This is a genomic window from Xanthomarina sp. F2636L (genome assembly GCF_026410195.1).
Lineage (GTDB): Bacteria > Bacteroidota > Bacteroidia > Flavobacteriales > Flavobacteriaceae > Xanthomarina.
Genome location: NZ_JAPMLM010000068.1, coordinates 615,911 through 635,769, shown reverse-complemented (window position 1 = coordinate 635,769; position 19,859 = coordinate 615,911). Strand labels below are relative to the sequence as shown.

The following is a 19,859-nucleotide window of genomic DNA, read 5'->3' as shown; positions in this document are numbered from 1 at the left end:
AAGTTTATTTTTATTTTGTCATAAAAAAAAGCAAACCCATTGGGTTTGCTTTTCATTATAATATAAATGCGTTTTACTTATTTAGCTTCAGCATAACGTCTTTCAACTTCATTCCAGTTAATAACATTAAAAAATGCATTAATATAATCTGGTCTTCTGTTTTGGTAGTTTAAATAATATGCATGTTCCCAAACATCCAATCCTAAAATTGGTGTACCACCACAACCAACTCCTGGCATTAATGGGTTATCTTGGTTTGGTGAAGAACAAACTTCTACCTTTCCACCTTTATGAACACATAACCAAGCCCAACCAGATCCAAATTGTGTAGCAGCAGCTTTACTAAAAGCATCTTTAAATGCATCAACAGATCCATAAGCTTCAATAATAGCATCTTTTAAACCTCCAGATAAATATCCTTTTCCTTCAGGATTCATAACCTCCCAGAATAACGAGTGGTTGTAAAAACCTCCACCATTATTTCTAACAGCTTTATTATTCATATCTAGGTTAATAAGGATGTTTTCTATTGTTTTTCCAGCTAAATCTGTACCTTCAATAGCATTATTTAAGTTATTTGTGTAACCTTGGTGGTGCTTTGTATGGTGTATTTCCATTGTGCGTGCATCTATATGAGGCTCTAAAGCATCATAAACATATTTTAATTTCGGTAATTCGAAAGCCATAATATTTTGTTTTAAAGTGTTAATATATAATTCTTTCAAATTTACGGATAAATAGCAGCAATTAAAAATAATAAATACCTATCAACTCATCGATAGTTTTTATCTTGTGTAAAAATTTCTGTTTTATGAAAAAAAAGAGTTCTTTTTTGGTTTACAATGCTTCTGCAGGAAGTGGAAAAACGTTTACCCTTGTAAAAGAGTACTTAAAAATAATTTTAAAGTCTCCTTTTAACGATACGTTTAAAAATATTCTTGCCATTACGTTTACTAATAAAGCAGCAAGCGAAATGAAGGAGCGTATTATTGAAACCTTAACGACTTTTTCTTCTGAAGATATTTTGAGACAGTCTCATGATATGTTTCAAATAATTAGTGAGGAATTAGAAATGACCCCTCAGGAAATTCATCTTAAATCAAAATTATTATTAAATACCATAGTCTATAATTATGAAGCTTTCGATATTTCTACAATCGATGGATTTACACATAGAATAATAAGAACCTTTGCTTACGACCTAAAATTACCCTTAAATTTTGAAGTAGAATTAGATCAGGATACATTATTAAATGAAGCCGTAGACAGATTAATTGCCAAAGCAGGAACTGAAAAAGAGCTAACGAAAGTTTTAGTGGATTTTGCTATTGAAAAAGCCGATGACGATAAAAGTTGGGACGTGTCTTTCGATTTTAATAAAATTTCAAAACTATTGATTAGTGAAGACAATATGCCTTTTATTCATGCTTTAAGAGATAAAACACTTGATGATTTTAAAGTTCTTAAAAAGCAATTACGACATGATATTAAAACCACTGAAGAATTGATTGTTCAACAAGCAACAGGTATTTTAACTCTTATTGAAGAAAGCAGTTTGCAATTTGATGATTTTTCTGGCAGTTATTTACCAAAACATTTTCAAAAATTGGCGAGTAAAAATTTCTATGTTGGTTTTGATGCTAAATGGCAAGAGGATTTGGAAAATAAAACGCTCTATCCAAAACGTGTTTCTCTAGATATTGCTTGTATTATTGAATCGATTCAGCCACAGATAGCTTCAGCTTTTAACGATACCAAGAAGGCATTTTTTCATTATAAATTTTTAAAGGCTTTTTATAAAAATATCACGCCATTATCTGTTTTAAACGTTATTAATAAAGAGGTAAACATCCTAAAGGAGGAACAAAATAAAGTGCTTATTTCAGAATTCAATGCCTTAATAAGCAACGAAATTAAAAACCAACCAACTCCTTTTATTTACGAACGCTTGGGGGATAAGTTTAAACATTATTTTATAGATGAGTTTCAAGATACATCTGTTTTGCAATGGGAAAACTTAAAACCATTAATGGGTAATAGTTTATCTCAAGAAACTCCAAATAACGAAATTGGTTCTGTCATGTTAGTTGGAGATGCTAAACAAGCTATTTATAGATGGAGAGGAGGAAAAGCCGAACAGTTTATTGATTTGTTTAATGCGTCTGAAAATCCGTTTCATATAACTCAAGAGGTGGTTAATTTGCCAAAAAACTTTAGAAGTTTTCAGGAGATTTTAAAATTTAATAATGGATTTTTTGAGTTTTTATCCAACACCATGTTTGGAGATGAAAATTATAAACAGTTGTATCAAAAATCCTATCAAGAACCAACAAAAGACAAAGAAGGCTTTGTTAGTTTAGAGTTTTTGGATATTGGGAAAGATGACGATTCTTATCAATTATATACCGAAAAAACTCTTGAAAGTATCCAAAATTGTATAGAAAACGGATTTACCTATAGTGATATCTGCATTTTGGTTAGAAAGAAAAAAGAAGGTGTTGCAATTGCTGATTTATTAAACGAACATCACATCCCTCTTATTTCATCTGAAACCTTATTGTTGAAAAATTCCCCTGAAGTTTCCTTTATTGTAAATTTTTTGAGACTCATTCAGCAACCAAAAAATAACGAATTCAAAATTCAGGTTTTAAATTATTTAGCGAATGCTTTTAAAGTAGATGATAAGCACACATTTTTTGAGTCTTTTATCCATTTAGACTTGCCAGATTTATTAAAACAACTAGAAGATTATAATCTACAATTAAATCATAATCAATTGTTGCAGTTGTCTTTGTTCGAATTGGCAGAAACTGTAGTTAGATCGTTTAATTTGGTTAAAAAGTCTAATGCCTATGTGCAATATTTCTTAGATTTTGTTTTTGAATATTCGCAAAAGAAACTTTCAGACTTATCAGGCTTTATAGAGCACTTCGAGAAGAAGGAACATAATTTAAGTATTGTATCTCCTTCTGGGCAAGAAGCTGTTAAAATTATGACTATTCATAAATCTAAAGGCTTGGAATTTCCTGTAGTTATTTTTCCTTTCGCAGATTTGGATATTTATAAAGAAATAGAAGCCAAAGAATGGTTTCCCTTAAACAAAGACATCTTTAATGGATTTTCTTATACTTTATTGAATTTCAATAAAGATTTTGAAAATTTTGGAAACATTGGAAGTCAGATTTACAATAAACATCGTTCAGAATTAGAATTAGATAACATCAATTTAATATATGTGGCATTAACCAGAGCTGTAGAACAACTTCACGTTATTTCAAAAAAAGACATCAAAGCAAAAGGAGAGGTAAATAATTCAACCTATTCAGGGTTTTTAATCAATTATTTAAGTTATTTAAATCTGTGGAACGACAATCAATTAATATATAGGTTTGGAAATCCTTTAAAAACTTCAGAAAAAACAAAAATTTCAAACCACACCATAGAACAAACAGAGTTTATTTCCACACCAAAACAGAGCCATAATATAAAAATTGTCACTAATTCTGGCTATTTATGGGATACGTTACAAAAAGAAGCCATTGAAAAAGGGAATTTAATTCATCATTTAATGTCTAAAATAAAAACCCATACAGATGTCGATTTTGTTATGGACGAATTTATTAATGGCAATCTCATATCTCCAGATCAGGCTTTAATATTAAAAGGCATTGTTTTAAATATTATTTCGCATAAAAATTTAGAGCCTTACTTTAATACGGAAGCTTCTATTTATAATGAAAGAGATATTTTAGGAAAATCAGGTGACATTTATCGTCCTGATAGATTGGTGATAAACAGTGAAAATGAAGTAACAATTATAGATTATAAAACAGGAACTGAAGACAACAAGCATTTAAAACAACTTGAAGCATACGAAAATATACTGTTAGAGATGAATTTAACAGTCTCCAAAAAAATACTTGTTTACATAAATGATGGTATAGACGTAAAAGAATTTTAAATTTGTAAAAACAACGAAGATATGTACGGAAAAATTAAAGAACATTTAGAAAAAGAAATTAAAGACATAAAGGATAATGGTTTGTTTAAAACAGAACGAATCATTACATCTGCTCAAGGCGCAGAAATAACCTTAGATACAGGCGAAAAAGTCCTAAACTTTTGTGCCAATAATTATTTAGGACTATCCTCTCATCCACAAGTTATTCAGGCTGCTAAAGACGTTATGGATACGCATGGCTTTGGTTTGTCGTCTGTCCGTTTTATTTGTGGAACACAGGATATTCACAAAAAGTTAGAATCTAAAATAGCAGAATTTTACGATACAGAAGATACTATTTTATATGCAGCAGCTTTTGATGCTAATGGAGGTGCCTTTGAACCGTTATTTGGGGCTGAAGATGCTATTATTTCAGATTCCTTAAATCATGCATCCATAATAGATGGGGTGAGACTTTGTAAAGCAGCAAGATATCGTTACAAAAACAACGATATGACAGATTTGGAAACTCAATTAATTGAAGCCAATAAAAATGGGGCACGATTTAAAATTATAGTTACAGATGGAGTGTTTTCTATGGACGGTTTAGTAGCTCCATTAGACAAGATATGTGATCTAGCCGATAAATATGATGCCTTGGTGATGGTAGACGAATGTCACGCAACAGGATTTATAGGAAAAACAGGAATTGGAACACTTGAAGAAAAAAATGTTTTAGGAAGAGTCGATATTATTACTGGAACTCTTGGAAAAGCCTTAGGTGGAGCCATGGGAGGATACACAACAGGAAAAAAAGAGATTATAGATTTATTGCGTCAGCGTTCAAGACCTTATTTGTTTTCAAATTCGTTAGCGCCTGCAATTGTAGGCGCATCTATTAAGGTATTTGATATGTTAAAAAACGATACTTCTTTAAGAGATAAATTAGAATGGAATACAAATTACTTTAAAAAAGGAATGAAAGAAGCTGGATTAGACATTATAGATGGAGATTCTGCTATAGTTCCAGTCATGTTGTACGATGCAAAATTAGCTCAAACTATGGCAAACCTACTTTTAAAAGAAGGAATTTATGTCATAGGATTCTTTTTTCCAGTTGTTCCAAAAGAAAAAGCCCGAATAAGGGTTCAATTATCGGCTGCACATGATAAAGAGCATTTAGATAAAGCCATAAATGCCTTTATAAAAGTGGGGAAAACCTTAGAAATAATTTAAAAAATTTATACAAACAAGCAGATTTTAGGTAAATTATTCAATATTTTTCTATATTTGTCTTTGTTAATAATATTTAACAACTTACTTTTGCTTACAATTAACACTTAAAAATTAAATTTTTGAATATGAAAAATCTTAGCAGATTATTGTTCGCAATGTTGCTTATGTTAAGTTTTAGCAACATTAATGCACAAGATGAAAACAATCCGTGGGCTATTAGTCTAGGAGTAAACGCAGTTGATTTCTATCCAACAGGAGAAGATGCTCCCCTTGGTGATTATTTTGACGAGTACTTTAATGCTCGTGATCACTGGAATATCTTACCTTCATTATCAAGTCTTACTGTTTCAAAGTATTTCAGTAATGGTTTCTCTTTTGGAGTAACTGGATCTGTAAATAAAATTGAAAGTTGGGGAGATGCTGATGTGAGCGATTTAACTTATTACGGAGTAGATGGAACTGTAAAATATAGTTTCGGAAAATTAATCAACTCTAAAGTAGTAGAGCCTTACCTAGGAGTAGGTGGTGGTTACACATGGGTAGACGAAATTGGAGCTGGAACTCTTAACGGAGCTTTAGGTCTTAACTTATGGTTTACTGAAAACATTGGGTTTACTTTACAAAGTACATACAAACATGCTTTCGAAGATTATTTATCTTCACACTTCCAACATTATGCAGGTTTAACATTTAAATTTGGTGGAAAAGATACTGATGGTGATGGCATTTACGATAATGATGATGCTTGTCCAGAAGTTGCTGGTTTAGCTGAATTTAACGGTTGTCCTGATACTGACGGAGATGGTATTGAAGACAGTAAAGACGATTGTCCAAATGAAGCTGGTTTAGCTGAATTTAACGGTTGTCCTGATACTGACGGAGATGGAATTCCTGATAATTTAGACGAATGTCCTACAGTTGCTGGTCCTAAAGAATTAAACGGTTGTCCTGATTCTGACGGAGATGGTGTAGCTGATAAAGATGACAAATGTCCTAACGAAGCTGGTCCTGCAGCAAACAATGGATGTCCTTGGCCAGATAAAGATGGTGACGGTGTAGCAGATAAAGACGATTTATGTCCTGAAGCTCCTGGAACTGTTGCTAATAATGGTTGTCCAGAAGTAACTGAGGCTGTTAAGAAAGCTTTAAATGCTTACGCTAAAACAATCTTATTTGATACTGGAAAATCTTCTATCAAAGAACAATCAGCTGAAGTGTTACAAAACATTGTTGGAATCTTAAATGAATATCCAAACGCTAAATTTAACATTGAAGGTCATACTGATAGTGTAGGTAGCGACGCTCTTAACATGAAGTTATCTAAAGAAAGAGCTAGTTCTGTAATGAACTACTTAATCACAAACGGAGTTGCTTCTAGCAGACTTTCTCACGAAGGTTACGGAGAAACTAGACCTATTGACTCTAATAAAACTAGAGCTGGTAGAGCCAACAACAGAAGAGTTGAAATTAACTTAGTAAAATAAGCTAATTATAACATAAAATAGTTTTAAAAACGCTCCGAATTTTCGGAGCGTTTTTTATTTTTATACTATGACAACATTTATTCATGAAGTACTTAAAACACTAAAAGAAAAAGGCGAAAGCATTTCTAACCTTACTTTTATTCTACCTAGTAAAAGAGCAGGTATCTTTCTTAAAAACGATATAGCTCAAGTTTGGGAGCAAACTGTTTTTTCTCCTGAAATATTAAGCATTGAAGAGTTTACAAGCAATTTATCCCAATTAAAGCCAATCTCTAATATTGAATTGCTTTTTGAGTTTTATACAGTTTATCTAAAACTAACTCCTCAATCAGAGCAAGATTCTTTTGAGTCCTTTTCAAAATGGGCTCAACTAATTATTCAAGACTTTAATGAAATTGATCGTTATCTCATACCTCAAAAAGAAATACTTAATTATTTAAGTGCCATACAAGACATAAACCATTGGTCACTTCAAGAGAATAAAACAGAATTTGTAAAAAAGTATCTAGCTTTTTGGAATAAGCTATTAGATTACTATAACGAATTTACAGATAACCTTATTGAAAACAATATGGGCTACCAAGGTTTAATTTATAGAGAAGCTGTAAACAATATAGAAACTTATATCCAATCAAATGCCAATAAAAAGCTCATCTTTTTAGGTTTTAATGCATTAAATAAAGCCGAAGAAACCATTATTCAAGAACTTCTTCAAAATGACATTGCTGAAATATATTGGGATATAGAAAGAACATACTTAGATAACCCATTACATGACGCTGGTTTGTTTGCTAAACAATATAAAGACACATGGACTTATTTTAAGTCAAATCCTTTTAATTGGATAACCAATAATTATAGACAAGAAAAAAATATTTCAGTTTTTGGGGTTCCAAAAAATATTGGACAAGCCAAACAAATAGGCTCCTTATTACAGACTATAAACAATAATCAAGGGGATTTAAGCAAAACTGCAATCGTTTTAGGAGATGAAACGTTATTACTTCCAGTATTAAATTCATTACCAGATGCTGTAAGTGCTTTAAATATAACCATGGGATTGCCTTTAAATTCCGTACCAATAGCCACTTTGTTCGAAAAGTTATTTTATTTACATAAAGACACAAGTAAAAGCTATTATTACAAAGATGTAATAGGACTCTTAACCCATCAAAACATCAGTCCTTTATTTGAAATTAGCAATAGAACTAAAGTAACTGAAATAGTTGATGTCATTCAACAAAACAACTTAGTTTATTTAAATCTAGATCAATTAAAAGCGCTTTCAGAACCTTTTGAGGAAATTATAGACATGTTATTTGCTAGCTGGGAAAACAAAGTAGAAAGCGCCTTAAAACAAACACAAAAGTTAATACTTACCATAAAAAATTATTTAGATAAGGAGAAAGCCCAAAACTTATTAAACCTGGAATACCTCTATAGATTTAACGAGTTGTTTAATGAACTTACTAGACTACATTCAAAATATCCATATTTAAAAAGTATCAACACCCTTTTTGAAGTTTATAAAAATTTATTAAGTACAGAAACATTAGACTTTAAAGGGGAACCTTTGCAAGGTTTACAGGTTATGGGAATGTTGGAGTCACGTGTGTTAGATTTCGAAACAGTTATTATTTCCTCGGTCAATGAGGGTATTTTGCCTTCTGGGAAAAGTAATAATTCTTTTATTCCTTTCGATGTAAAATTGCAATATAATCTCCCAACTTATAAAGAAAAAGATGCTGTTTATTCTTATCATTTTTATCGACTGATTCAGCGTGCAAAAAACATTTATATTCTTTATAATACTGAAGCAGATGTGCTAAATGGTGGCGAAAAAAGTAGATTTATCACCCAATTAGAACTAGAAGATATCCATAATATATCACATCAAGTGGTGCTCCCAAATGTTCGCTTACCAAAAACAGAATTAAATCAAATTAAGAAAAATACTAACGTTTTAGAACGAATTAAGGAAATAGCAGAGAAAGGTTTTTCTCCTTCCTCATTAACCAATTATATTAGAAATCCCATAGATTTTTACAATCAGAAAATTTTAAAAATTGGAGAATACGAGGAGGTAGAGGAAACTGTAGCGGCTAATACTTTAGGTAATGTTATTCATAATACCTTAGAAGATTTTTATAAACCTTTTGAAGGTGAGTTTATAACAATAGAGATACTTAGCCAAATGAAAACTCAAGTAGACAAGAGTGTGACCTACCATTTTAAAGATCTTTATAAAGAAGGAGACATTACTAAAGGGAAAAATTTGATTATTTATGAAATTGCAAAACGCTATTTAAACAACTTTTTAAATTTAGAAATTGAAGATCTAAAAGCTGGTAATCAAATAAAAATACTAGCAATTGAAAGTGAAAATAAAGTTCTTTTAAAAATTGATGAACTAGATTTTCCAATTTTCTTAACGGGAAAAGTAGATCGTGTGGATCAATACAATGGGACAACCAGAATTATTGATTATAAAACTGGAAAAGTAGCTCAAAATCAAGTTGAGGTCATTAATTGGGAAGAACTAACAACAGATTATACTAAATACAGTAAATCCTTTCAGGTTTTGTGTTATGCCTATGCTATGTTTAATGACGCTAAAGTTAATTTGCCACTTGAAGCAGGTGTCATTTCATTTAAAAACTTAAATGCGGGATTTTTAAAGTTTTCTAAAAAAGAAAGTGTGTACGATAGAAATAAAAATACAGTTATCTCTGAAGACATCATACAATCTTTTGAAACAGAACTAAAAAAACTCATCTTAGAAATATGTAATGTGGAAGAGAATTTTGTAGAAAAAGAAATCTAATAATGGAAAAAAATCTTGTTTTATATAGAGAAAATCAAAAACCAATTGTTTGGGACGCTTACTTTAAAAAAACTAAGAAACAAAAACCCTTGGTCATTTTTTGTCATGGTTATAAAGGATTTAAAGATTGGGGAAGCTGGGATTTAGTTGCTGAAGCTTTTAAAAATGAAGACTTATTTTTCGTGAAATTCAACTTTTCTCATAATGGCGGAACCGTAGAGAATCCAATAGATTTTCCAGATTTAGAAGCTTTCGCCGAAAACAACTATACCAAAGAACTCAATGATCTTAACGACATGTTAAACCACTTGCTTTCTAAAGACAATCCATTTATCAATGACATAAACCAAGAAAAAATAATTCTTATTGGGCACTCAAGAGGTGGAGGAATTGCCACTATTTTTGCTTCGGAAGACACTAGAATAACATCTTTAATTACTTGGGCAAGTGTGTGTGATTTTGCTAAGAGAACAGCCACAATAGGCGATTTGGATCTGTGGGAAGAAAATGGTGTAAAGTATGTTTTAAATGGAAGAACTAAGCAGCAAATGCCTCACAATTATCAGTTCTATGAAGATTTTAAAGCAAATAACTCACGATTAAATATTGAATTGGCTACAAAAAAGTTAAAAATACCACATCTTATTATACATGGAGATATGGATCCATCAGTTTCATTTGATGAAGCAAAAGCATTACATACATGGAACCCTAATAGTGTTTTGATTTCTATTGATAACACCAATCATGTGTTTGATTCGAAACATCCATGGGATGATAAAAATATGCCAGACAAATTGAAACAAGTCGTAGAGAAAAGCATTGATTTTATAAAATAAAAAAACGCCTTTATAAATTATAAAGACGTCTTTACCATTTGTGGAGAATATCGGATTCGAACCGATGACTTCTACGCTGCCAGCGTAGCGCTCTAGCCAACTGAGCTAATCCCCCAAATTATTTTTTTGCCACTTTCTTCCAGAACAAGTTTTAAAGATACTACTTTAAAGCAAATTAAAGTTAATTTATTTTAATCCACTTAAAACTAAAACGGGCAAGGTGCTACTTTGAAAATCTTTTTTCAAAATAGTATTTTTTTCCCAAAGTTTGTTGAAAAATCCACGTTTACGTCTTACAACACATAATAAGTCTGGATCGTTGTCTTTATAATGTTCTAAAACTCCTTGAAAAGTAGTCGCATTTTCGGCGTAAGTTGTATTGGTAATAATAGGTTTTAACTCCTCATCTATATCAAAATCACCATCATTATGAAAAGGTGTTTTTACCAATAATAAATTTACAATAGACTTAAATTGATTTTTAATATCAAGTAATGGTTTTAAAGCATCATCTTTTTTAATAATGGCAGATTTTAAAGCCATTAGAATATAAATAATTGGTTTGTAAATATAGCCTTCAGGAACTATCAATGCAGGAATATTAGTTTGCTTTATAATTCTTCCTGAAGTTTTTCCTAAATAAACCTCTTCTTTCACAGAATTTGTTCTAGGCTCCAACATAATAAGATCTATGTTTAAAGATTTAGATTTTGCTTCTAAAGTTTCTACCAATTTGCCTTTATAGGTTTTAATATATATTTCAACACCTTTAGTATCAACTTTGGCAATATGTGCTTTTAAAAAGTTTAAACTTTCACGTTCTAAAATTTCATCAACCTTAATCATTGTTCCAGCTTTGGAATAAATATTATAAATTTGGACAACAAATAATTTTGCGTCAAACGCTCTAGCAAAGTCTACTGCATATTGTAAATGACTTACAGCATTTGGAGATGAACCAACAGGAACTAATATATTCTTCATAATCAATAAATAAAAACTAAATTTACACGATAATTTGTGCAAAAGTAAACATTAAAATTGATTCGGAAAGCTACTTATAAGGATATTGATAGCATTTTAGAAATAACTCGGGCTTGTGCTGATTTTATGATTAATAATGCTGTTTTTCAATGGAATGAAAATTATCCAAGTAGAAAGGCTTTTGAAAATGATGTATCTAGAGATGAATTATTTCTATTAGAAAAAGAGTCTAAAATTTTAGGTTGTATTGTTATTTCAACTTTTATGGATGAAGAGTATGTTCCTATTACATGGTTAACTCCAAATAATAATAACATTTATATTCATAGATTGGCTGTACATCCAAACTCACAAGGAAAAGGTTATGCGCAAAAACTGATGGATTTTGCTGAAACATTTGCTGTGCAAAACCATTTCACATCCGTTAGACTAGATACTTTTTCCCAAAACACCCGAAATCAAAAATTTTATGAACTTCGCAATTATAGAAAAACGGGAAAAATTTATTTCCCAAAACAAAGTAAGTTTCCTTTTTACTGCTATGAATTAATCCTGTGAGCACAAATATTAGTTTAAAACATATAAATAAATTAGCTATTCCAGCTTTAATTGCTGGAGTGTCTGAACCTATTTTATCATTAACGGACACGGCTATTGTAGGAAATGTAGATTTTAATGCTACCGAATCTTTAGCAGCTGTTGGTATTGTTGGTGCTTTTATTTCCATGCTTATTTGGGTTCTTGGTCAGACTAGAAGTGCAATTTCATCTATTGTTTCACAATATGTAGGAGCAAATAATTTGGACAAGGTTAAAAATTTACCAGCTCAAGCCATTTTTATTATTACTTCGTTAAGCATTTTAATAATTTTAGTGACTTACCCTTTTGCAGAGCAAATATTCAAGCTTTATAATGCCTCCAATATTATTTTAGATTACAGTATTGCTTATTATAAAATTCGTGTGTTTGGTTTTCCTTTTACATTATTTACTATCGCCATATTTGGAACTTTTAGAGGATTACAAAACACATATTATCCTATGATTATTGCTATTGTTGGAGCATCCTCAAATATTGTATTAGATTTTATTTTAGTGTATGGAATAGAAGGTTTGGTTCCGGCCATGCACATTCAGGGAGCAGCTTACGCAAGCGTTATGGCCCAAATGTTAATGGCTATTTTATCTGCTTATTACTTATTAAAGAAAACGCCTATTTCTTTGAAATTACATCTTCCATTTAATAAAGAAATGAAACGTTTTACGGTTATGATTCTAAATTTATTTGTTAGAACGTTAGCGTTAAATGTCACGCTTTATTTTGCAAGTGCTTTTTCTACTAGCTACGGAAAACAATACATTGCTGCTTATACTATTGCCATAAATTTATGGTTTTTAGGAGCTTTTATTGTAGATGGTTATGCAAGTGCCGGGAATATTTTGTCTGGAAAACTATTAGGAGGAAAAGAATACAATAAACTTATTGAATTAAGTAATAAGCTTATTAAATATGGAGTTTATTTGGGTTTATTTTTAGCTATTCTTGGAGGCCTATTTTATTATTCTATTGGCACTATTTTTACTAAAGAACCAGAAGTGTTAAAAGAATTTTATAAGATATTCTGGATGGTTTTAGCCATGCAACCTTTATGTGCTATTGCTTTTATTTTTGATGGTATGTTTAAAGGTCTAGGTAAAATGAAGGATTTAAGAAACCTTTTACTGCTTTCAACGTTGCTCGTGTTTGTTCCTATATTATTTTGGCTAGATAGCATGGACCTTAAACTATACGCTATTTTTACAGCTTTCACCTGTTGGATAATAGCAAGAGGCTTTCCTTTAATTATAAAATTTAGAAGAGAATTTTTACCACTTAGTCAAAAGGATTAACTTTATAAAAAATTAAAATGATGTTTGCAATTATAAACTTAATTCAAGAAGTTGATATTAACGAAAAAATAAAAGAAGCCCCCGATGGCTCCTATGAAATTGGCGTGTTTATTGGAAGCTTATTGCCTTTTGTAACTCTTGTTATAATTGCATATTTAATTTATAGATATAATAAAAACAGAATAAATAAAGAATAATATGGATTTTTTAAACTTTTTAAGCGGAAACGGTTTGTTTCTAATTTTGGCAATTGTACTTGTAGTAATTTATGTGTATAACCGTAGAAAAAATCGTTAAGCTAACGTGTTTTTAACCAACCTGTAATACTCATCCTTTCTGTGTTTACAGGTTTTACTTCGTGTTCTATAATCTGGCTTTCAAAAATAACCACACGTCCTGGAAACGGATAAATAACCTTTTCGGTTTCTTTTTCGTTTTCATCTAAGTACAATACCAATTCACCACCATTTTCCGGTAACCAACCATCTTCATTTAAATAACATACAATAGAAAGTTTTCGTCTGTCGTCATTTTGAAAGGTGTCTATATGTCTTTTATAATATGTGCCTTTAGGATATAAGGCATAATGAAATTCTTTATGTAGAATTCCTAAGAAACAGGTTTTGTTTAGATAGCTCACCAAATTATTTATCTTATTAAAGAAAATCTTTTCGGCTTCATTGGCCTTTAACTCATCAATCCATAGAATAACATCGCCACGAATCGATTTTATGATTATTTCATTTAAATGATTTCCAATAGCTGCTTTTTTAAAGGCATCTTCTTCATGTTTTTCTATTAAGGATTGTCGTAAAACCGAAACATCTTCAGCTGTAAAAAAATCTTCAATTACAGAATATTGTTTTTTTAAAATATCTTCAATAATAGACTCATATTGAGGATTCTCAATAAAAGATCGGTCTTCAAAAAGCTGATTCATTCTTTATAAAAAATTTAAAAAGTGCGCAAATGTAGACTAAAAACCAATTGCTTTTACAAAACAACTATCTTTGCATTTATAATAAAACATTCAATGAGTAAAATTAGAATCACTAAGCAATTTTCTTTTGAAACAGGACATGCGCTTTATGGCTACGATGGAAAATGTAAAAATGTTCATGGACACAGTTATAAACTGTCTGTAACAGTAATAGGAACACCAATTTCGGATACAGATAATGTAAAATATGGAATGGTAATTGACTTTGGCGACCTTAAAAAAATAGTAAAAAGTGAAATAGTAGACGTCTTTGATCATGCTACCGTTTTTAATAAAAACACACCACATGTGGAATTGGCCAAAGAACTTGAGATAAGAGGACATAGCGTGCTATTGGTAAATTATCAACCAACCAGTGAAATGATGGTGATTGATTTTGCTGAAAAAATTAAAAAACAATTACCAAATCATATTTCTTTATTTTCTTTAAGACTCCAAGAAACAGATACTAGTTTTGCGGAGTGGTATGCTAGCGATAATTAGTTTTTAGCTGAAAAACCCAAACATTAAGATTTCTGTCTTGGCAGGAATTAATTATATTTACTTCATGAATATTCCCAAAGGAAAAAAAATCTATTTCGCTTCTGATAATCATCTTGGAGCACCAACCCCAGAACAATCACGTCCTCGTGAACAAAAATTTGTGGCTTGGTTAGATGAAATAAAAGAAGATGCTGCAGCTATTTTTTTAATGGGAGACTTGTTTGATTTTTGGTTCGAATACAAAACTGTTGTACCAAAAGGCTTTACCAGAACTCTTGGGAAGCTTGCAGAAATTAGCGATTCGGGAATTCCTATTTATTATTTTGTTGGAAATCATGATCTTTGGATGAATGGTTATTTTGAAGAAGAATTAAACATTCCTGTCTATCACCAACCCAAAGAATTCACTTTTAATAGCAAGACCTTTTTAATTGGTCATGGAGATGGTTTAGGTCCAGGAGATAAAGGATATAAACGCATGAAAAAGGTGTTTACCAATCCATTTAGTAAATGGTTATTCCGTTGGTTACATCCAGATTTAGGGGTGAAATTAGCACAATATATGTCTGTTAAAAACAAACTGATTTCTGGAGATGAAGATGCCAAGTTTTTAGGTGAAGACAAAGAATGGCTCGTACAATACTGCAAAAAAAAGGAAGAAGAAAAACATAGAGATTATTATGTGTTTGGTCACAGACATTTGCCTTTAAATATCGATATAAGCGAAACCTCAAAATATATCAATCTTGGTGATTGGATTGGATATTATACCTATGGAGTTTTTGATGGTGAAGTTTTGGAGTTGAAAGAATATTAATCATCCCTCTCATGTTCCTCAATATCTTTTCTTAAATCTAATTTTCTAAACGAAGGAGACACAATTCCCGTAGTAATTACAGTTAGCAGTGTCATGGTTCCACCAAAAACTACAGCAGTTACTGTTCCCATAAGTTTGGCTGTTACCCCACTTTCAAAAGCACCAAGTTCGTTTGAAGAACCTACAAACATAGAGTTTACAGAAGATACTCGTCCTCTCATATGATCTGGCGTTTTAATCTGTAAAATGGTTTGTCTAATTACCATAGAAACTCCATCTGTAACACCACTAAAGAAAAGTGCCACTACAGAAATCCAGAAAATAGACGATAAACCAAAAACAATAATACAAACCCCAAAGCCAAAAATGGCTACTAGTAATTTCATACCTGCGTTTTTGCTAATAGGAAGATAAGCAGTTGCCAACATGGTTAAAAAAGCACCAACAGCTGGTGCTGCACGTAACACCCCAAAGCCTTCACTGCCAACTTTTAAAATATCTTGAGCAAAAATAGGAAGTAGAGCCACGGCACCACCAAAAAGAACAGCAACCATATCTAAAGTAATGGCTCCTAGAATAGCTTTGGTTTTAAATACAAATCGGACACCTTCCTTTAAACTCTGCATCACAGGTTCTCCAATTTTAGGATTTAAAATAGGTTTCTTTTTAATTTGAGTTAAAACAAGTAATGAAAACATAACCAAACCAAATACAATACATAACGACCAATGTACGCCAATAACGCTAATTAAAACACCAGCAGTTGCAGGCCCTAGAACGGATGCCATTTGCCAAGTGGAACTACTCCAGGTTGCAGCATTTGGGTATATTTTTTTCGGAACAATTAAAGCAATTAATGAGAAAATAGTTGGTCCAAAAAACGAACGCAAGAACCCTCCAAAAAATACCAAAGCATAAATACAATACAGAATGGAGTTTGTAGACCAATCTTGAACTATTCTTGGCCAGGTCAATAAAAACAACCCTAAACTTATAAGTGAAAACAAGGCAATACAAAGAGCCAATAAATTTCGCTTCTCTTTTTGATCTACTATATGTCCTGCAAATAAAGCCATGGATAAAGCTGGAATAATTTCCATAAGCCCAATGATACCAAGTGATAATGGATCTTTAGTTAAACTATATACTTGCCATTCTATCACAATAAATTGCATAGACCAGGCAAAAACCAAAGCAAAACGCAACAATAAAAAAATGTTGAATTCTTTTATTCGTAAAGCTGCGTATGGATCTTTTTTATTGGGATGTTTCATAGTATCCAGACTTTTTAAGTCTTGAAATTTCGGAATTGAAACCTAAAAGGTCTTTTTATAATTTTGCACAAATGTATCATAGAAAGATGTCTTATTTTAGTTTTTAACAAAAATCTAAAATAGGAATATTTTTAGTCTCTAAGGTCTCTCAACTTCAATTGAAGTGAGGTGTGGCCTTGCCAATGATTTTCATCTATGGTATAAACAGCTTTAAACGTATTTTTGTTTTTAATTAAATGTAGCTTGTCTCCCAAATTAAAACCAATGCAGACCAATTTTTCATCTCCTCCTTGTGATACAGTTATGCGTAAATGTTTATCGTCTTCTCCAACACATTTGCCATAACCTGTATCTTTTAAATTTTCTGTCATGAAAATAGGTGTCATATTTCCAGGCCCAAAAGGCGCAAACTGGCATAAAATGCGCCATAGTTTCCGATTTATTTGATGTAGATTAATATTAAAATCAATTCTAACTTCAGGTACTAGTAAATGTTTATCAATTGTTCTTGAGACTTCATCTTCAAAAGCCTGTTTAAAAGCTTTGTAATTTTCTTCTTTAAGCGTGAGTCCTGCGGCATATTTATGACCTCCAAATTGCTCGATATGTTCAGAACAAGCTTCCAAAGCATTATATACATCAAAACCTGAAATAGAACGTGCAGAAGCTGCAAGTCTGTCTCCACTTTTTGTAAATACCAAGGTTGGTCTATAATAGGTTTCTATAAGTCTTGAAGCTACAATACCAATCACACCTTTATGCCAAGTTTCATGATAAACAACCGTAGTAAATCGGTCCTGCTCATTATCTTTAATTATTTGTTCAAGAGCTTCTTCTGTGATGCTTTTATCTGCTTCCCGTCTGTCTGTATTAAACGCTTCTATTTCTTCTGCATAGGTTTCAGCTAATTCAAAATCGGTTTCGCTTAATAAAGTCACGGCATAGTTGCCATGTTTCATACGTCCTGCAGCATTTATTCTTGGAGCCACAATAAACACCACGTCTGTAATAGTTAAATTTTCTTTATTTACCTGATTGATAATAGCCTTAATTCCAGGTCTTGGATTGTTATTAATAACTTGCAGTCCCAAATATGCCAAAACGCGATTTTCTCCAATAATAGGGACAATATCTGCTCCAATAGCCGTAGCTACTAAGTCTAAATATTCGGTAAGTTCTACTACAGACTTTCCCTCTCTGCTTGCTAAGGCTTGAATAAGTTTAAACCCAACACCACAACCACAAAGTTCTTTAAATGGGTAGTTACAATCGTTTCGTTTTGGATCTAAAACGGCCACAGCATCTGGAAGCTCATTTCCTGGTCTGTGATGATCGCAAATAATAAAATCGATACCTTTTTCTTTGGCATAAGCTACTTTATCAATAGCTTTAATGCCACAGTCTAAAGCGATAATTAGCGAGAAATCGTTGTCGTGAGCAAAGTCGATACCTTTTATAGAAACGCCATAACCTTCGTCGTATCTATCAGGAATGTAGGTGGCAATTTGCTCTGATCTTGTTTTTAAATAGCTTGACATTAAAGCGACTGAAGATGTTCCATCCACATCATAATCCCCAAAAACCAAAATATTCTCATTTCTGGACAATGCAAGTTCGATGCGTTCAACAGCCTTATCCATATCTTTCATCAAAAATGGATCATGTAGCTGATCTAAACTTGGTCTGAAAAATGTTTCAGCGTCTTCATAAGTTTCAATTCCACGCTGCAATAACAAAGTAGCCACTACCTCATCTACTTGAAGTGCTTTTTGCAAGGAAACTAATTTTTCAGTTTCAGGTTTTGGTTTAAGGGTCCAGCGCATATTTTATAGGAATTAATATGTGTCATTCAGAGCGTAGCGAAGAATCTTTATAAGATGCTTCGACAAGCTCAGCATGACAGAAACTATTTATTATGATAATGTATCGACGTATTTACCGTTGCAAACTTGCGAAACATTTCCATAACGCCACAGTATTTATCGATGGATAAATCGACGGCTTTTTTAATTTTTTTTTCATCTAGGTCTTCACCGTAAAAGTGATATTCTACCGAAACGCTGTGGTAATATTTTGGATGCTCATCGGTTAATTCGCCATAGGTATCCATTCTGAAATCAGAAATTTTCACTTTCATTTTATCTAAAACAGACACCACATCTAATCCAGAGCAACCTGCTAGAGCTGAAAGCATCATGGCTTTCGGACTTAAGCCAGAATTATGTCCTCCGTTTTCTGGAGATGTGTCCATTAAAACCGTTTTTCCGTTTGGATTATCCGATTCAAATTGCATGTTGCCTTTCCAATGGGTGGTTACTTTATTCGTGTTTGCCATGTTTAATACTTTTTTAGTTACTTATACTTTCAAAAATACCAATAAATAATTGACTTTACTATTGAAAAGACTTTTAAGGAAGAGATGATTTAATTTAGGATATGTAGACTAAATCATTACTTTAATAAGTTTGGAAAAATGTCTCGCTAAAATTTAAAAACTTTAACTCTTTGTAATATACTTATTCTATAATAATGGAGACTTTTCTCTGTAATACAGGAATAACCTCCTTCTCAAACCAAGGGTTTTTAGACAACCAAAATCGATTTCGTGGAGAAGGATGTGGTAAAGGCAAATAAGTTGGTAAATAGGTTTTGTATTCGGCGACTGTTTCGGTTAAGGTCCTTTTGGCTTTATCTTTTAAATAATATTTTTGAGCATACATACCAATTAAAATAATCAATTCCACATTTGGCATTTTATCCAATAATTGTCTATGCCATTGAGGTGCACATTCTGGTCTTGGCGGTAGATCGCCAGATTTTCCTTTTCCGGGATAGCAGAATCCCATTGGAACTAAAGCTATTTTACTTTCGTTGTAAAAAACTTCATCAGTTATATTAAGCCATTTTCTTAACTGTTTTCCGCTAGGATCATCCCAAGGAATCCCGGTTTTATGAACCTTTAACCCTGGAGCTTGACCAATAATAATGATTTTGGAATCAGCATGAGCGGAGACTATAGGTCGTGGACCAAGAGGTAAATAATCTTTGCAAATGGTGCATTGTCTGACATTATGTAATAGGTCTTTCAT

17 protein-coding genes and 1 tRNA gene are annotated in these 19,859 nt (G+C 31.8%); 10 read left to right on the top strand and 8 right to left on the bottom strand.

The window, feature by feature from the left end; genetic code table 11:
* Positions 1 to 77 precede the first annotated feature (77 nt).
* Entirely contained in the window at positions 78 to 686 is a 609-nt protein-coding gene (locus tag OS191_RS10245) for a superoxide dismutase (RefSeq protein ID WP_267155595.1), read from the bottom strand.
* A gap of 125 nt (positions 687 to 811) precedes the next feature.
* Between OS191_RS10245 and OS191_RS10240 the strand changes: the two genes are divergently transcribed.
* From OS191_RS10240 to OS191_RS10220, 5 genes are all read left to right on the top strand, one after another.
* Complete coding sequence (locus OS191_RS10240; RefSeq protein ID WP_267155594.1) at positions 812 to 3,961, top strand: UvrD-helicase domain-containing protein; 3,150 nt, start codon at positions 812 to 814, stop codon at positions 3,959 to 3,961.
* Positions 3,962 to 3,982: 21 nt separating this feature from the next.
* The gene (gene kbl, locus OS191_RS10235) at positions 3,983 to 5,176 is read left to right on the top strand and encodes a glycine C-acetyltransferase (protein WP_267155593.1); all 1,194 of its coding nucleotides are present in this window, start codon (positions 3,983 to 3,985) and stop codon (positions 5,174 to 5,176) included.
* A gap of 125 nt (positions 5,177 to 5,301) precedes the next feature.
* Positions 5,302 to 6,660, top strand: a complete 1,359-nt coding sequence (locus OS191_RS10230) for an OmpA family protein (RefSeq protein WP_267155592.1) — start codon at positions 5,302 to 5,304, stop codon at positions 6,658 to 6,660.
* Positions 6,661 to 6,727: 67 nt separating this feature from the next.
* Positions 6,728 to 9,484, top strand: coding sequence for a PD-(D/E)XK nuclease family protein (locus tag OS191_RS10225; protein WP_267155591.1), 2,757 nt, complete (start codon positions 6,728 to 6,730; stop codon positions 9,482 to 9,484).
* Complete coding sequence (locus OS191_RS10220) at positions 9,484 to 10,323, top strand: alpha/beta hydrolase family protein (RefSeq protein WP_267155790.1); 840 nt, start codon at positions 9,484 to 9,486, stop codon at positions 10,321 to 10,323. The genes OS191_RS10225 and OS191_RS10220 overlap by 1 nt, the downstream gene beginning before the upstream one ends.
* Positions 10,324 to 10,364: 41 nt before the next feature.
* Here OS191_RS10220 and OS191_RS10215 read toward each other — a convergent pair.
* Positions 10,365 to 10,438: transfer RNA gene (locus OS191_RS10215), tRNA-Ala, on the bottom strand.
* 71 nt (positions 10,439 to 10,509) lie between these two features.
* Positions 10,510 to 11,307 carry a universal stress protein gene (locus tag OS191_RS10210; RefSeq protein WP_267155590.1) on the bottom strand — a complete coding sequence of 266 codons (798 nt, stop codon included), beginning with the start codon at positions 11,305 to 11,307 and terminating at the stop codon, positions 10,510 to 10,512.
* A gap of 57 nt (positions 11,308 to 11,364) precedes the next feature.
* Here OS191_RS10210 and OS191_RS10205 point away from each other — a divergent pair, with 57 nt between their 5' ends.
* From OS191_RS10205 to OS191_RS10195, 3 genes are read left to right on the top strand one after another with little or no spacing between them, the layout of a single operon-like run.
* On the top strand, positions 11,365 to 11,865 hold the full coding sequence (locus tag OS191_RS10205) for a GNAT family N-acetyltransferase (RefSeq protein WP_267155589.1): 501 nt from the start codon (positions 11,365 to 11,367) through the stop codon (positions 11,863 to 11,865).
* Positions 11,862 to 13,196, top strand: coding sequence for an MATE family efflux transporter (locus OS191_RS10200; protein ID WP_267155588.1), 1,335 nt, complete (start codon positions 11,862 to 11,864; stop codon positions 13,194 to 13,196). The genes OS191_RS10205 and OS191_RS10200 overlap by 4 nt, the downstream gene beginning before the upstream one ends.
* A 17-nt stretch (positions 13,197 to 13,213) precedes the next feature.
* Positions 13,214 to 13,393, top strand: a complete 180-nt coding sequence (locus OS191_RS10195; protein ID WP_267155794.1) for a hypothetical protein — start codon at positions 13,214 to 13,216, stop codon at positions 13,391 to 13,393.
* Between the two features lie 101 nt (positions 13,394 to 13,494).
* Here OS191_RS10195 and OS191_RS10190 read toward each other — a convergent pair whose 3' ends face one another.
* On the bottom strand, positions 13,495 to 14,136 hold the full coding sequence (locus tag OS191_RS10190) for a 2OG-Fe(II) oxygenase (protein WP_267155587.1): 642 nt from the start codon (positions 14,134 to 14,136) through the stop codon (positions 13,495 to 13,497).
* A gap of 93 nt (positions 14,137 to 14,229) precedes the next feature.
* Here OS191_RS10190 and OS191_RS10185 point away from each other — a divergent pair, with 93 nt between their 5' ends.
* Together OS191_RS10185 and OS191_RS10180 are read left to right on the top strand one after the other, a co-directional pair.
* Positions 14,230 to 14,679 carry a 6-pyruvoyl trahydropterin synthase family protein gene (locus OS191_RS10185; RefSeq protein WP_267155586.1) on the top strand — a complete coding sequence of 150 codons (450 nt, stop codon included), beginning with the start codon at positions 14,230 to 14,232 and terminating at the stop codon, positions 14,677 to 14,679.
* Positions 14,680 to 14,743: 64 nt separating this feature from the next.
* Entirely contained in the window at positions 14,744 to 15,496 is a 753-nt protein-coding gene (locus OS191_RS10180) for a UDP-2,3-diacylglucosamine diphosphatase (RefSeq protein ID WP_267155585.1), read from the top strand.
* Here OS191_RS10180 and OS191_RS10175 read toward each other — a convergent pair.
* The 4 genes from OS191_RS10175 to OS191_RS10160 all read right to left on the bottom strand — a co-directional run bounded on the left by OS191_RS10175 (position 15,493) and on the right by OS191_RS10160 (position 19,859).
* Positions 15,493 to 16,770, bottom strand: coding sequence for an MFS transporter (locus OS191_RS10175; RefSeq protein ID WP_267155584.1), 1,278 nt, complete (start codon positions 16,768 to 16,770; stop codon positions 15,493 to 15,495). The genes OS191_RS10180 and OS191_RS10175 overlap by 4 nt on opposite strands.
* 131 nt (positions 16,771 to 16,901) lie before the next feature.
* The gene (recJ, locus tag OS191_RS10170) at positions 16,902 to 18,593 is read right to left on the bottom strand and encodes a single-stranded-DNA-specific exonuclease RecJ (RefSeq protein ID WP_267155583.1); all 1,692 of its coding nucleotides are present in this window, start codon (positions 18,591 to 18,593) and stop codon (positions 16,902 to 16,904) included.
* Between the two features lie 83 nt (positions 18,594 to 18,676).
* Positions 18,677 to 19,105 (bottom strand): OsmC family protein, encoded by a 429-nt coding sequence (locus tag OS191_RS10165; protein ID WP_267155582.1) that lies wholly within the window; start codon positions 19,103 to 19,105, stop codon positions 18,677 to 18,679.
* Positions 19,106 to 19,286: 181 nt separating this feature from the next.
* On the bottom strand, positions 19,287 to 19,859 hold the full coding sequence (locus tag OS191_RS10160) for a uracil-DNA glycosylase family protein (RefSeq protein WP_267155581.1): 573 nt from the start codon (positions 19,857 to 19,859) through the stop codon (positions 19,287 to 19,289).

Bases quoted from the DNA above. Each gene is read 5' to 3' on its own strand.
- OS191_RS10245 (WP_267155595.1), bottom strand. From the start codon at position 686: ATGGCTTTCGAATTACCGAAATTAAAATATGTTTATGATGCTTTAGAG.
- OS191_RS10240 (WP_267155594.1), top strand. From the start codon at position 812: ATGAAAAAAAAGAGTTCTTTTTTGGTTTACAATGCTTCTGCAGGAAGT.
- kbl (WP_267155593.1), top strand. From the start codon at position 3,983: ATGTACGGAAAAATTAAAGAACATTTAGAAAAAGAAATTAAAGACATA.
- OS191_RS10230 (WP_267155592.1), top strand. From the start codon at position 5,302: ATGAAAAATCTTAGCAGATTATTGTTCGCAATGTTGCTTATGTTAAGT.
- OS191_RS10225 (WP_267155591.1), top strand. From the start codon at position 6,728: ATGACAACATTTATTCATGAAGTACTTAAAACACTAAAAGAAAAAGGC.
- OS191_RS10210 (WP_267155590.1), bottom strand. From the start codon at position 11,307: ATGAAGAATATATTAGTTCCTGTTGGTTCATCTCCAAATGCTGTAAGT.
- OS191_RS10195 (WP_267155794.1), top strand. From the start codon at position 13,214: ATGATGTTTGCAATTATAAACTTAATTCAAGAAGTTGATATTAACGAA.
- OS191_RS10190 (WP_267155587.1), bottom strand. From the start codon at position 14,136: ATGAATCAGCTTTTTGAAGACCGATCTTTTATTGAGAATCCTCAATAT.
- OS191_RS10185 (WP_267155586.1), top strand. From the start codon at position 14,230: ATGAGTAAAATTAGAATCACTAAGCAATTTTCTTTTGAAACAGGACAT.
- OS191_RS10180 (WP_267155585.1), top strand. From the start codon at position 14,744: ATGAATATTCCCAAAGGAAAAAAAATCTATTTCGCTTCTGATAATCAT.
- OS191_RS10175 (WP_267155584.1), bottom strand. From the start codon at position 16,770: ATGAAACATCCCAATAAAAAAGATCCATACGCAGCTTTACGAATAAAA.
- recJ (WP_267155583.1), bottom strand. From the start codon at position 18,593: ATGCGCTGGACCCTTAAACCAAAACCTGAAACTGAAAAATTAGTTTCC.
- OS191_RS10165 (WP_267155582.1), bottom strand. From the start codon at position 19,105: ATGGCAAACACGAATAAAGTAACCACCCATTGGAAAGGCAACATGCAA.
- OS191_RS10160 (WP_267155581.1), bottom strand. From the start codon at position 19,859: ATGAAAGACCTATTACATAATGTCAGACAATGCACCATTTGCAAAGAT.